12 protein-coding genes and 1 pseudogene are annotated in these 12,485 nt (G+C 62.7%); 12 read left to right on the top strand and 1 reads right to left on the bottom strand.

Annotation, left to right across the window (positions count from 1 at the left end; genetic code table 11):
• Positions 1-40 precede the first annotated feature (40 nt).
• The 7 genes from nifK (at position 41) to fdxB (ending at position 6,151) form a co-directional block, all read left to right on the top strand.
• Positions 41-1,600 (top strand): nitrogenase molybdenum-iron protein subunit beta, encoded by a 1,560-nt coding sequence (gene nifK, locus IVB24_RS07755; RefSeq protein ID WP_247347533.1) that lies wholly within the window; start codon positions 41-43, stop codon positions 1,598-1,600.
• Between the two features lie 119 nt (positions 1,601-1,719).
• Positions 1,720-3,354: a nitrogenase iron-molybdenum cofactor biosynthesis protein NifE gene (gene nifE / locus IVB24_RS07760; RefSeq protein ID WP_247347534.1), complete on the top strand. Its 1,635-nt coding sequence runs from the start codon at positions 1,720-1,722 to the stop codon at positions 3,352-3,354.
• Positions 3,355-3,363: 9 nt separating this feature from the next.
• Complete coding sequence (gene nifN / locus IVB24_RS07765; RefSeq protein ID WP_247347500.1) at positions 3,364-4,746, top strand: nitrogenase iron-molybdenum cofactor biosynthesis protein NifN; 1,383 nt, start codon at positions 3,364-3,366, stop codon at positions 4,744-4,746.
• A 22-nt stretch (positions 4,747-4,768) separates the two neighbouring features.
• Complete coding sequence (nifX, locus tag IVB24_RS07770) at positions 4,769-5,164, top strand: nitrogen fixation protein NifX (RefSeq protein WP_247347502.1); 396 nt, start codon at positions 4,769-4,771, stop codon at positions 5,162-5,164.
• 10 nt (positions 5,165-5,174) lie between these two features.
• Positions 5,175-5,645, top strand: a complete 471-nt coding sequence (locus IVB24_RS07775) for a NifX-associated nitrogen fixation protein (protein WP_018457677.1) — start codon at positions 5,175-5,177, stop codon at positions 5,643-5,645.
• 7 nt (positions 5,646-5,652) lie between these two features.
• Complete coding sequence (locus IVB24_RS07780; protein WP_018457678.1) at positions 5,653-5,853, top strand: CCE_0567 family metalloprotein; 201 nt, start codon at positions 5,653-5,655, stop codon at positions 5,851-5,853.
• Positions 5,854-5,866: 13 nt separating this feature from the next.
• Positions 5,867-6,151, top strand: coding sequence for a ferredoxin III, nif-specific (gene fdxB, locus IVB24_RS07785; protein WP_018457679.1), 285 nt, complete (start codon positions 5,867-5,869; stop codon positions 6,149-6,151).
• Between the two features lie 317 nt (positions 6,152-6,468).
• Here the strand turns inward: fdxB and IVB24_RS07790 are convergent, their stop codons facing one another.
• On the bottom strand, positions 6,469-6,909 hold the full coding sequence (locus IVB24_RS07790) for a hypothetical protein (RefSeq protein WP_247347505.1): 441 nt from the start codon (positions 6,907-6,909) through the stop codon (positions 6,469-6,471).
• A 417-nt stretch (positions 6,910-7,326) separates the two neighbouring features.
• On the opposite strand from IVB24_RS07790, the gene IVB24_RS07795 reads away from it, so the two are divergent.
• From IVB24_RS07795 to IVB24_RS07815, 5 genes and pseudogenes are all read left to right on the top strand, one after another.
• Positions 7,327-8,616 carry a cytochrome P450 gene (locus tag IVB24_RS07795; protein ID WP_247347535.1) on the top strand — a complete coding sequence of 430 codons (1,290 nt, stop codon included), beginning with the start codon at positions 7,327-7,329 and terminating at the stop codon, positions 8,614-8,616.
• Between the two features lies 1 nt (position 8,617).
• On the top strand, positions 8,618-8,926 hold the full coding sequence (locus tag IVB24_RS07800) for a ferredoxin (protein ID WP_247347507.1): 309 nt from the start codon (positions 8,618-8,620) through the stop codon (positions 8,924-8,926).
• A pseudogene (locus IVB24_RS07805) lies at positions 8,913-9,748 on the top strand (SDR family oxidoreductase). The gene IVB24_RS07800 and the pseudogene IVB24_RS07805 overlap by 14 nt, the downstream one beginning before the upstream one ends.
• A gap of 5 nt (positions 9,749-9,753) precedes the next feature.
• The gene (locus IVB24_RS07810) at positions 9,754-11,091 is read left to right on the top strand and encodes a cytochrome P450 (protein WP_247347509.1); all 1,338 of its coding nucleotides are present in this window, start codon (positions 9,754-9,756) and stop codon (positions 11,089-11,091) included.
• A gap of 148 nt (positions 11,092-11,239) precedes the next feature.
• The gene (locus IVB24_RS07815) at positions 11,240-12,238 is read left to right on the top strand and encodes a polyprenyl synthetase family protein (RefSeq protein ID WP_247347536.1); all 999 of its coding nucleotides are present in this window, start codon (positions 11,240-11,242) and stop codon (positions 12,236-12,238) included.
• Positions 12,239-12,485: the final 247 nt, after the last annotated feature.

Here is a 12,485-nt window from a genome sequence, read left to right on the forward strand (position 1 = left end):
AGGGCAGGAGAACGAACACAAGAACCTGAAGAGTGCCATGATGACACAGAACGCCGAACACATCCTCGACCACTCCGAGCTTTTCCGGGGAGACGAATACCAGCAGATGCTGGCCAATAAGAAGGCGCTATTTGAGAATCCGCACGATCCCGCCGAAGTCGACCGTATCGGAGAATGGTCCAAGACGCCCGAATACCGCGAGAAGAACTTCGCCCGCGAAGCGCTAACCGTCAATCCGGCGAAGGCTTGCCAGCCGCTAGGTGCGGTGTTCGCCGCGCTCGGGTTCGAGCGCACACTGCCGTTCGTCCACGGCTCCCAGGGTTGCGTCGCGTATTATCGCAGCCATTTGTCGCGGCACTTCAAGGAGCCGACTTCGTGCGTCTCCTCGTCCATGACGGAAGACGCGGCTGTGTTCGGGGGGCTCAACAACCTGACCGACGGGCTTGCCAACAGCTACAACATGTACAAGCCGAAGATGATCGCGGTCGCCACGACCTGCATGGCGGAAGTCATTGGCGACGACCTCAACGCCTTCATCAAAACATCAAAGGAAAAAGGTTCAGTCCCCGCGGATTACGACGTACCATTCGCTCACACTCCTGCATTCGTCGGTAGCCACATTACCGGCTACGACAACACGCTCAAGGGCATCCTCGAGCATTTCTGGGATGGCAAAGCCGGCACGGCGCCTAAACTCCAGCGCAAAGCGAACAACTGGATCAACTTCATCGGTGGCTTCGACGGCTACACTGTCGGGAACATCCGTGAGATAAAGCGCATCTTCGAGCTGATGGGGATCGGCTACACGATCCTCGCGGATAACAGTGATGTGTTCGATACCCCCACCGACGGCGAGTTCCGCATGTATGATGGCGGCACGACACTAAAGGATGCCGCGAACGCAGTACATGCGAAGGCAACCATTTCCATGCAGCAATATTGTACGGAGAAGACGTTGCCCTTCATCAAGGGGCACGACCAGGAGGTCGTCTCCTTCAATCACCCTCTGGGTGTCAGCGCCACGGACGATTTCCTGATGACGCTGTCGCGTATCACCAACAAGGCAATTCCCAATGCGCTGGAGCGGGAGCGCGGGCGTCTGGTAGACGCAATGGCTGACTCTAGCGCGCATGTTCACGGCAAGAAGTTCGCGATCTACGGCGATCCCGACCTCTGCTATGGCCTGGCCGCATTCTTGCTGGAGCTTGGCGCTGAGCCGACGCACGTGCTCTCGACCAACGGAAGTAAGGGCTGGGAGCAGAAGATGCAGGCGCTGTTCGCGAGCTCGCCGTTCGGTAAAAACTGCCGCGCCTTCCCGGGCAAGGATCTCTGGCACATGCGTTCGCTCCTGTTCACAGAACCAGTCGATTTCCTGATCGGTAACACCTACGGCAAGTATCTCGAGCGTGACACTGGAACGCCGCTAATCCGCATCGGGTTTCCCATCTTCGATCGCCATCATCACCATCGTTATCCAGTGTGGGGCTATCAGGGTAGCATGAATGTGCTGGTCAAGATTCTCGACAAGATCTTTGATGAGATCGATAGAAAAACCAGCTCAGTTGGCAAGACGGACTACAGCTTCGACATCATACGTTGAGGCGAGCGCCCCGCCTCATCGTCCGCAGGAACAGCAGCGCTGTGGCGGGGATCCCGGGTTATCCGCCGGGCCATCCTCTTGGTCTGTGCGAATGTCTTGACATCCCCGAAAGAGACACCATGACTTCACTTCCCACGACCATACAGGACGTCTTTAACGAACCGGGCTGCGCCAGGAATGCGAGCAAGTCGAACGTCGAGCGCAAGAATGGATGCACCAAGCAGCTGAAGCCGGGCGGCGTCGCCGGTGGGTGTGCCTTCGATGGCGCCAAAGTCGCACTGCAGCCCTTCACCGACGTCGCCCATCTTGTGCATGGTCCAATCGCCTGTGAGGGCAATTCTTGGGACAATCGCGGTTCCGCCTCCTCCGGCTCCGATCTGTGGCGCAGAAGCTTCACCACGGACATGAGCGAGACCGACATCGTGTTCGGCGGCGAGAAGCGGCTGTACAGGGCAGTCAAGGAGATCACAGAGAAATACGACCCGCAGGCCATCTTCGTCTACCAGACATGCGTGCCCGCAATGATCGGTGACGACATCGATGCGGTCTGCAAGGCAGCGTCCGCCAAACTTGGCAAACCGATCATTCCCATCAATGCACCGGGATTTGTGGGGTCGAAGAACCTTGGCAACAAGCTCGCAGGCGAAGCACTGCTGGAGCACGTCATTGGTACCGGAGAGCCCGATTACACCACTGCTTATGACATCAACATCATCGGCGAATACAACCTGTCCGGCGAGCTCTGGCAGGTCAAGCCGCTGCTCGATGAGCTCGGAATCCGGATCCTGTCGTGCATCTCGGGGGACGGCAAGTATCGCGAGGTGGCTTATTCGCACCGAGCCAAAGCCGCGATGATGGTCTGCTCAAAGGCAATGATCAACGTCGCACGCAAGATGAGGCAGCGCTACGGCATCCCGTTTTTTGAAGGCTCGTTCTACGGTATTGAGGATTCCAGCGATTCACTACGCCAGATCGCGCGCATGCTGATCGAACGCGGCGCGCCGGCTGAGCTGATGGAACGCACACAAGCCCTGATCGCACGCGAAGAGACCAAAGCCTGGGCTGCGATTGAACGTTTCAAGCCACGCTTTGCCGCAAAGAGGGTTGTTCTCATCACCGGTGGCGTGAAATCCTGGTCGATGGTGTCCGCTTTGCAAGAGGCCGGGCTCGAGATCGTCGGCACGTCCGTGAAGAAATCGACCAAGAAGGACAAGGAACGTATCAAGGAGTTAATGGGCCAGCACGCCCACATGATCGAGGACATGTCGCCTCGCGAGATCTACAAGATGCTAAAGGACGCAAAAGCCGACATCATGCTCTCGGGCGGCAAGTCGCAATTCGTCGCACTAAAGGCGGCGATGCCGTGGCTCGATATCAACCAGGAGCGCTGCCACGCCTATATGGGCTATATCGGCATTGTCAAACTCATGGAGGAGATCGAGAAAGCGCTCTACAATCCGATATGGGATCAGCTCCGCCAAGCCGCGCCATGGGATGAGTTCGACCGAATGCGTCAGGCAAGGACGTTTGCGCAGATGTATGCGCAAGCCGCTGATCCAGTTCGAGACGCGAGCAAGAACGGCGTCAATACGATAAGTCTCTCCAATAAAAATGAGGCCAGCGGTGGCGAGAGCGCGATTGCGGCCCATGGCCTGAACCTCGCCAAGCCATGCACCAATTCCACCGCACGGTGCGTTGCTTGTAAGGACATTCGTTCCGATTTGCAGCCCCCTGCGCTGCAGGCGGCCGAGTAGGGGAACGGCATGGCGGTCGTCACTACCTCGAAGAAAGCCTGTTCGGTCAATCCGCTCAAAATGAGCCAGCCGATCGGCGGCTCATTTGCCTTCCTGGGACTGCGCGGCGCGATGCCGCTTTTGCACGGTCCGCAAGGTTGCACCTCCTTCGGGCTAACGCTGTTCGTGCGCCATTTCAATGAAGCCGTGCCGATGCAGACGACGGCCATGAGCGAGGTTGCCACCGTGCTCGGTGGCCACGAGAATCTCGAACAGGCGATCCTCAACATCTACAATCGGCTCGAGCCTGAGATCATTGGTATCAATTCGACTGGCGTCACCGAGACCAACGGCGATGACGTCGAAGCCTTCATCCGGTTGATCCGACAGAAGCATCCGAAGCTCGAAAAGCTCCCCCTTGTCTACGTCTCGACCCCGGATTTCAAGGATGCCTTTCAGGATGGCTGGGGCAAGACAGTGGCGCGGATGATCGAGATGCTTGTGGCTCCCGTCGACACGGCGAGACCGCGCGATATCTCCCGCGTCAACGTGCTACCTGGATGCCACCTCACGCCCGGCGATCTCGACGAGCTGCGCACGATTTTTGAGGATTTTGGGCTCAAGCCCTCGTTCCTGCCGGACGTCGCCGGTTCGCTGGACGGTCACATCCCCGACGAATTCACGCCCACCACGATCGGGGGCATTGGAGTGGACGAGATTGCGACCATGGGGCAGGTGGCCTGGACGATCGCGATCGGCGCGCAGATGCGCCGTGCGGCCGAGGCCATGCAGGTGCGGACAGGCGCGCCGTTCCGCCTGTTCGAGCGGCTCTGTGGCCTTATCCCAAATGACGAATTCATCGCCTTCCTGAGCCAGATCAGCGGCCGGTCGGTGCCCTGGAAATATCGCCGGCAGCGTGGACAGCTGGCAGACGCCATGCTGGATGCACATTTCCATATCGGCGGCCGCAAGCTCGCGATCGGCGCCGAGCCGGACTTGTTATTCGATCTCTCCAGCTTGCTCCACGAGATCGGCGCACAGGTAAGTGCTGCGGTGACGACGACGAACTCACCGGTGCTCCAGCGGGTCAGGACCGAGGACGTCCTGATCGGCGATCTGGAGGACCTTGAAGAGCTTGCCAGGTCGCGTGACTGCGACCTCTTGATGTCGCATTCACATGGTCGCCAGGCCGCTTCGCGACTCAATGTCCCGTTCTTCCGGGTAGGCTTTCCGATGTTCGATCGCCTTGGTGCTGCGCACCTCACGATGGTTGGCTATCGCGGCACGCGCGATCTGATCTTTGACATTGCCAATCTGATCATCACCGACCGCGAAGCGAACCATGGGCCGACGCCCGACACCTGGCGATCAAGCTGCGGCGGCCCACAGCTCCATCCACCCCAGTTGCATTGAGCAGGGAGAGAAAACAACCCGGATGAAAGTTGCATTCGCCACTCAGGACTTGAAGCACGTCGATGCCCACTTCGGCTGGGCCAAGAACATCGTGATCTACGAGGTAGGCCCGGACGGGCATCGGTTTATCGAGGCGATCCAATTCGACGGTGACCTCACCGAAGACGGCAATGAGGATAAGCTCGCGCCGAAGATCGAGGCGATCAGGGAGTGCGCAATCCTCTATGTTGCGGCGATTGGCGGCTCGGGTGCTGCGCGAGTCGTCGCCAGGAACATCCATCCGATGAAGGTGCTGCAGCCAGAGCCCATCCACGACCTTTGCGCCAAACTCGAAACCGTGCTGAAGGGGTCGCCGCCGCCCTGGCTGCGGAAGCTGCTCACCAAAAGCCGGGATCGTACGGTGGATTTCGAAGCCTGAAGGAATAAAGATGGCCGATCCGTCTGAAGTCACTCCAGCCGCCGCCGCCGCGGAATGGCCATTTCTGAAAGAGCTCATCAAGATCTGGCGCGCCCAGGACACCCACGGCGCCTGGGAGGGCAAAAAGGATCTTGAGCTGCTCGAACCCTACGTTCTCGACAAGCGCAAGCGCCGTGCGCTGCCGATCGTCGGCAATCCCGACCCGGACACGACATGGCGGCTGGAGCTGTTCTTCGACGCCGTTGCGCTCTCTATCGAGAAGGCAACCGGTGTGATGATCTCGCCAATGCTGAAGATGCATCACGAAGGGTTCGGTCGGATCGTGCTGATCGGCGGCCGGCTCGTTGTCGTGAGCAAGCAGCTGCGCGACGTGCATCGCTTTGGTTTCGACCATCTCTCTGATCTCGCCAATCAAGGCGACAAATTCGTCAACAGTGGCGTTGAGATGATCCGTAAGTTCCCGGAAGTGGCGAGTTGTTGAGGCAAGTGTGAGCGACATCGAAACTCTGAAAGCGGAAATAAAGAAGCTGTCGGCCAAGGCGACCCAGGCCAAGATGGACCTCCACGACCTCTCCGAGGAGCTGCCGGTCAACTGGTCGTCGATCCTGAGCGTGGCCCAGAAGGCCCACGCTGCCTTCAGCGAGCTCGAAAGCAAGCGCCAATATCTCGAGGCGCTGGACAAAACATAGCGGACGGTTAGCCATGTCATTCAGGACCCGCGACGGTCGCAATTGGAGGCCGGACTACCTGGTTTCTATCGATCCCAACAAGTGTATCGGCTGCGGCCGCTGCTACAAGATCTGCGGCCGTGAGGTCATGACGCTGAAGGGGCTAAGCGAGGGTGGCGAGATCATCGATCTCGACGAGGACGACGATGAGCTCGAAAAGAAGGTCATGGTGCTGAAGGACGAAGGCGCTTGCATCGGCTGCAGCGCCTGCGCCCGGGTGTGCCCAACAAACTGTCAGACCCACACACCACCTGGTTGATTCAGCTTTCTCCGACGAGATCGACGAGTGAGTTGTCAGATACAAGCTGGTAGGGAACTCCCAGATCCGACCTGTTCTGGCGTGAAGCCGGCAGTTGCCGAATCGGGCCGCGACCTCGCATGGACCGCCGGCGGCGAAGGCCAGCAGGATCGTGAAAACGACAATGCCGACACCTCGTTGAAAAGTGACTCGCCCTGCATCTCGACCTCGAGACTTTCAGGTGCCTTTACATTTTGAGCGTACCCATGACCGCCACCGCATCGGTCAGGCTGATGAGGCCGCCAAACACCAGCGCCAAAGACAGCGGCAGCGACTAACTAAGGAGACCAGCGGGCTGCCAGAATAGAAAGCCAAGGATAAACGTCGACGATCGTGGCGAAGGTGGCAAGCTCGATTCGGGGTACGGCGCGGCTTACCAACGTTGCGAGATCGACGTGGAGCGCTCCCCCGAAGAGCAAGAACCTAACAGTCCCGGTCATCACGACGGACGTGAAGTCGATCTGGAGCACTGTCTTTGTTAGCGCTTCGAGCAGATGCGTGGCGACGAAGGCAGAGATCCCGCGTTTGCCTGACGCTTCTGGCTCGATTGCAAGGTTCGCGATAGTGATGACGAAACAGTGGATCAGCATACCGTAAGCCCTGTGCAAAAAAGCGGGCTTCGTGCCCCAAACCTTCATTGGGAACGCGTGTGCGCGGATCTCATTATGGCCTGCCTGCAACAGCAGTCCACTTGCGAGAGGCCGCATATATTCCAGCAACTGGAATCGTCATTCAGGAGAACTGATAAAGAAGGTGTCGCCAGTCTGGCGTCTGGCGACTATCCGACACTGTTCTGTCGCCTTTGTTGGTCCGCGACACTGGCCTAGTTCGCGAGCTCTTGTCTGGCCTCAGGCTAATCCGCTGAAAGCAATCACAATCTTTTCCTTCTGCTGGGTCGGCCAGATTGGCACGAGTTTTGAAGCTCCTTCGTTGCGAGCCGGGAGCCGCCGACCGACCTTCATTTCGTGGATGACACCGCCATCGATGGAACGAAGAAAGAAAAGCAAAATGTCAAATCCGCATCAGACAGCATTCTATGGGAAGGGGGCCTCGGCGAAATCGCCCCGATGTTCTCAGCAGTTTGCCCGAGCGCCTGGCGCGCGCCGGTCGGATCAGCCAGCCAACAGATAAGGAAGATGGACGTGCAAGAAACCACGGCAGCATGCCGGGACGCCTTCGCCGAACTGGCGTCGCCAGCGCGCACCCACGACCCATATCCGTTTATGCGGTGGCTGCGCGAGCACGATCCGGTGCATCGCGCGGCGTCGGGCCTCTTTCTATTGAGCCGCCACGCCGATATTTACTGGGCGCTCAAGGCCACGGGCGATGCGTTTCGGGCACCAGCGCCGGGCGAACTGGCGCGCTATTTTCCGCGTGCGGCGACCAGCCGGTCACTCAATCTGCTGGCGTCTACAATAGCGATGAAGGACCCACCGGCGCATACGCGTCTGCGCAGGCTGATCTCGCGCGATTTCACCATGCGCCAGATCGAGAACCTGCGGCCGAGCATCGCGCGCAACGTCGCAGCGCGCCTGGACGGCATGGCGCCCGCGCTGGAGCGCGGGGAGCCGGTGGACCTGCATCGGGAATTCGCGCTGGCCTTGCCCATGCTGGTCTTGGCCGAACTGTTCGGCATGCCCCAGGACGACATGTTCGGGCTCGCCGCCGTCATCGACCCCATTCTGAAAGGCCTGGGCCCGCACGCCAGCGACCCCCAGCTCGCCGCGGCGGACGCGGCCAGCGCCAGGGTGCAGGCCTACTTCGGGGACCTCATACAGCGTAAGCGCACCGATCCCCGCCACGACATCGTGTCGATGCTGGTCGGCGCACACGACGACGATGCCGACACGCTGTCGGATGCGGAGTTGATCAGCATGCTTTGGGGCATGCTGCTGGGCGGCTTCTCAACCACTGCTGCGACCATCGACCATGCGGTGTTGGCGATGCTGGCCTATCCCGAACAGCGGCACTGGCTTCAGGGAGACGCCGTGGGGGTGCAGGCATTCGTCGAAGAAGTCCTGCGCCGCGATTCGCCCGTCATGTTCAGCACCACTATGCGTATCGCCCAGCGCGACATCGAATTGGGCGGCGTGGTGATCCCGAAGAACGCGGACGTGCGCGTGCTGATCGCGGCCGGCAATCGCGACCCGGACGCCTTCGCCGATCCCGATCGCTTTGATCCCGCGCGGTTCTACGGCACCAGTCCCGGCATGTCGACGGACGGAAAGATCATGCTGAGCTTCGGCCACGGCATCCGCTTCTGCGTCGGTGCGCAACTGGCCAGGGTGCAGTTGGCAGAGAGCCTGCCGCGGATCCAGGCGCGCTTCCCCACGCTGGCATTGGCCGAGCCGCCGACCCGGGAGCCCTCCGAGTTCCTTAGGACGTTCCGCGCGCTGCCGGTGCGGCTGCGTGGGCAGGGGGGCTGAGATGCGCGTCGTGGTCGACCAGGATCTGTGCGCAACCACCGGGCAGTGCGTGCTGACGCTGCCGGGCGCCTTTCGCCAGCGCGAACCGGACGGCGTGGCCGAAGTGTGCGTGGCGACGGTCCCGCAGGCGCTGCACGCCGCCGTGCGGCTCGCGGCCAGCCAATGCCCAGTCGCCGCCATTCGGGTCATCGAAAGCGACGTTGGCGATGACGAGCGCGCCAGCGCCGACCCTGCGCCTTCTCCGGGGGAGGCCGAGCTGCATGCCGCGAAAGAACAACGCAATCCAGGAGGACACGATGGCGCGGTTTGAAGGCAAGGTGGCCGTGGTGACCGGCGCTGGCGCCGGCATCGGCAAGGCAGCGCCCTCGCCATCACGCGCGAGGGCGGCAGAGTGGTGGTGGCCCACATTGATGGCTCGGCGGGCATCGCCTGCACCGCGCAGATCGCGGCCGAAGCGGGCCACGCGGCTGGCCGTGGCCATGGACATCGCGGACGCGCAGTCGGTGGCAGCGCTGCTCGAAACGGCGGAGCGGCACTTCGGTGGGGTTGACCTGCTGGTGAACAACGCGAGCGACATGCATCTGACCCCGCGCCACTGCGCGATCCTCGACCTGGACCTGGCCCTCTCGGATGAGACCATGGCGACCAATCTGCGCGGCACGCTGCTCTGCTGCCCGCAGGCCATATCGCTCGCGGCGGTGGCGCGATCGTCAACATGGGGTCGTGGCAGGGGCTCAGCGCTGACCCCGCGCAGACGTCCTACGGCGCGTCGAAGGCGGCGATGAAAATGCTGTGGGCCTCGCTCGCCACCCAGTACCGTCATGCGCAGATCCGCTGGAACGCGATTGCGCCGGGTCTCGTCATGACCGAGCGTCTCCTCGCCAAGCTGGACGAGTGCATGCAACAGCATCTGCGGCGGCACCAGCTCCTGCCGCGCGTCGGCTGCGCCGAGGGACGTGGCCGCGCTGGTGGCATTCCTGCTCTACGACGATGCTGCGTTCATCGCCGGCCAGGTCGTGTGCATCTACGGCGGTATGCTGGCGCATGTGCCGACGTACGCCGAGCGTGGCAACAGCCGCGCCGCGCGGCCTGCCGGCACACCGCCGAAGCGGCCGCGGCGCCGCGCTGCTGACGGACATGCTGCTCAACCCGCTGGACCGTCGTCACCGGCTGCGGCACGACATCCCGGTCGTGCCCGGCGCTTTCCCCCTGGTGGGGCATCTTCCCGCCATCGTCTGCGACCTGCCGCGCCTGCTGCGGCGCGCGGAAGGGATGCTGGGCAGCCACTTCTGGCTGGATTTCGGCCCTGCCGGACACATGATGACCTGCGTGGATCCGGATGCGTTCGCACTGCTCCGGCACAAGGACGTGTCCTCGGCGCTGATCGAAGAGATCGCGCCCGAATTGCTTGGCGGAACGTTGGTTACCCAGGACGGCGGCGCGCACCGGCAGGCGCGCGATGCGATCAAGGCGGCGTTCCTGCCCAAGGGGCTGACCCAGGCCGGCATCGGCGACCTGTTCGTGCCCGTCATCCGAGCGCGGGTGCAGGCGTGGCGCGACCGCGGCGACGTAACTATCCTGCGCGAAACCGGCGACCTGATGCTCAAGCTGATCTTCAGCCTCTTGGGAATCCCCGCGCAGGACCTGCCGGAATGGCATCGCAAGTACCGGCAACTGGTGCAGTTGATCGTCGCGCCCCCGGTCGACCTGCCCGGACTGCCCTTGCGGCGCGGCCGCGCCGCCCGCGACTGGATCGACGCGCAGTTGCGCCAATTCGTCCGCGACGTGCGCGCGCATGCCGCGCGCACCGGGTTGATCAACGACCTGGTGAGCGCCTTCGATCGCAGCGATGATGGGATGTCCGATGACGTCCTGGTCGCCAATATCCGCTTGCTGCTGCTTGCCGGTCACGACACCACTGCCTCGACGATGGCCTGGATGGTGATCGAGCTGGCGCGGCAGCCTGTGCTGTGGGACGCCCTGGTCGAGGAGGCGCAACGCGTGGGCGCGGTGCCGACCCGGCACGCGGACCTGGCGCAGTGTCCGGTCGCCGAGGCGCTGTTCCGCGAGACGCTGCGCGTGCATCCGACGGCCACGCTCCTGCCGCGTCGCGCGCTGCAGGAATTGCAACTCGGCCAACGGCGCATTCCCGCGGGCACCCATCTGTGCATCCCGCTGCTCCATTTCTCGACCTCGGCGTTGCTGCACGAGGCGCCTGATCAGTTCCGCCCGGCGCGGTGGCTGCAACGCACGGAGCCGATCCAGCCGCTGGACATGCTGCAGTTCGGTACCGGCCCACACGTCTGCATCGGCTACCACTTGGTATGGCTGGAACTGGTGCAGTTCTGCATTGCCTTGGCGCTGACCATGCACAAGGCCGGGGTGCGGCCGCGGTTGCTCAGCGGCGTCGAAAAAGGCCGGCGCTATTACCCAACCGCACATCCGTCCATGACAATCCGCATCGGCTTCTCATGAGCTGGCATCGCATCCCCGTGTGGCGAGGCAGCGGCGCCGGCGACGGGCGGCATTGCTGCACTGGGCGCGTGCGCTCGGTGCGACGCCGGCAACACCGCGGCGGCTCGGCGCTCGCCGTCGCCGTGTCAGGTACAAGGACATGAACAACATGCAGACCGGTTCTACGCTACACGACGACCGAACTGGCGTTTCCGCGCTCGGCGGATTGGGCGCGCAGGTGCGCGGCGCATCCGGCAGGCTGCTGCCGGAGATCTGGATGCAGGACGGCGCAAAGCGGGTCGAACAGGCGTTGGCGCGTCTTCTCTGCGCCGAAGACGATGGTGAGGCCGAGCTGATGGCGGCGATGCGCTACGCCACCTTGAATGGCGGGAAGCGCACCCGCGCCTTGCTCTGTCTGGCTGCCGGCGCACTGGCCGACACGCCGGCGCACATGCTCGACGACATCGGCGCCGCCATCGAGATGATGCATGCCTGTACCCTGGTCCACGATGACCTGCCCGCGATGGACGACGACGTGCTTCGCCGCGGCCTTCCGACCGTACACGTCAAGTTCGGCGAAGCCACTGCGATCCTGGTCGGCGATGCGCTGCAGGCGCACGCCTTCCTGACCCTGGCGAGGCTGGATGTGCCGGGCGACAACCGTATCGCGCTCGTGCGCGAACTGGCGCAGGCGGTGTCCGCCGAGGGTGCCGCAGGCGGGCAGGCCATGGATCTGTCGCTGGTCGGAAAGCACGTCGAGCTGGACAGGATCGTGGCGATGCACCGGATGAAGAGCGGAGCGCTAGTGCGCGCGTCCGTTCGCATGGGCGCGCTATGCACCATCGCCGAAGATGCCGTGCACGCTGCGCTGTACTGTGCGCTCGATCGCTACACGGCCTGTTTCGGCCTGGCATTGCAGGTGGTCGACGACATTCTCGACGCGACAGCTGATACCGCGACGCTGGGCAAGACCCCCGGCAAGGACGCGGCGGCGCAGAAGCCGACCTGCGCGTCGATCATGGGGCTGCAGGCAGCGCGCCAGTTCGCGCTGGATTTATTGCGCGACGCCGGAGAGGCCATCGCCCCACTGGGGCCGCGTGCGGAACGGTTGGCGCAGATGCTGCAGCGGGCCAACGCGTATCTGTTCAAGCACGCGCCATGCGCATGAACGCGCCCGTCTACGTGGAGTCGCACCTGTGCCGTTGCGATCGGCCGGCGGCAGCGGTGCATGCTGCACTGTGTCCGAGTCCGCGGCGCCAATCGCAGCGGTTGCCCAGCACGGCCCCGGCGCGCTGCGCGCAAGCCTATGCGGCGGATCGGCGCCAGCATCGGCGCGTTGCCGCATGCGCGGGGCCGCGACGGGCCCGCGGCGACGTGCGCGGCGTCTGCCCGGACCGTCTGCAGAAGGAAAATCC

It is taken from the genome of Bradyrhizobium sp. 192, assembly GCF_023100965.1.
Taxonomy (GTDB): domain Bacteria; phylum Pseudomonadota; class Alphaproteobacteria; order Rhizobiales; family Xanthobacteraceae; genus Bradyrhizobium; species Bradyrhizobium symbiodeficiens.

Excerpts from the sequence above, each read along its gene's own strand:
- nifE (WP_247347534.1), top strand. The coding sequence starts at position 1,720 with ATGACTTCACTTCCCACGACCATACAGGACGTCTTTAACGAACCGGGC.
- IVB24_RS07800 (WP_247347507.1), top strand. The coding sequence starts at position 8,618 with ATGCGCGTCGTGGTCGACCAGGATCTGTGCGCAACCACCGGGCAGTGC.
- IVB24_RS07810 (WP_247347509.1), top strand. The coding sequence starts at position 9,754 with ATGCTGCTCAACCCGCTGGACCGTCGTCACCGGCTGCGGCACGACATC.
- nifK (WP_247347533.1), top strand. The coding sequence starts at position 41 with ATGACACAGAACGCCGAACACATCCTCGACCACTCCGAGCTTTTCCGG.
- IVB24_RS07775 (WP_018457677.1), top strand. The coding sequence starts at position 5,175 with ATGGCCGATCCGTCTGAAGTCACTCCAGCCGCCGCCGCCGCGGAATGG.
- IVB24_RS07795 (WP_247347535.1), top strand. The coding sequence starts at position 7,327 with ATGGACGTGCAAGAAACCACGGCAGCATGCCGGGACGCCTTCGCCGAA.
- nifX (WP_247347502.1), top strand. The coding sequence starts at position 4,769 with ATGAAAGTTGCATTCGCCACTCAGGACTTGAAGCACGTCGATGCCCAC.
- fdxB (WP_018457679.1), top strand. The coding sequence starts at position 5,867 with ATGTCATTCAGGACCCGCGACGGTCGCAATTGGAGGCCGGACTACCTG.
- IVB24_RS07815 (WP_247347536.1), top strand. The coding sequence starts at position 11,240 with ATGCAGACCGGTTCTACGCTACACGACGACCGAACTGGCGTTTCCGCG.
- nifN (WP_247347500.1), top strand. The coding sequence starts at position 3,364 with ATGGCGGTCGTCACTACCTCGAAGAAAGCCTGTTCGGTCAATCCGCTC.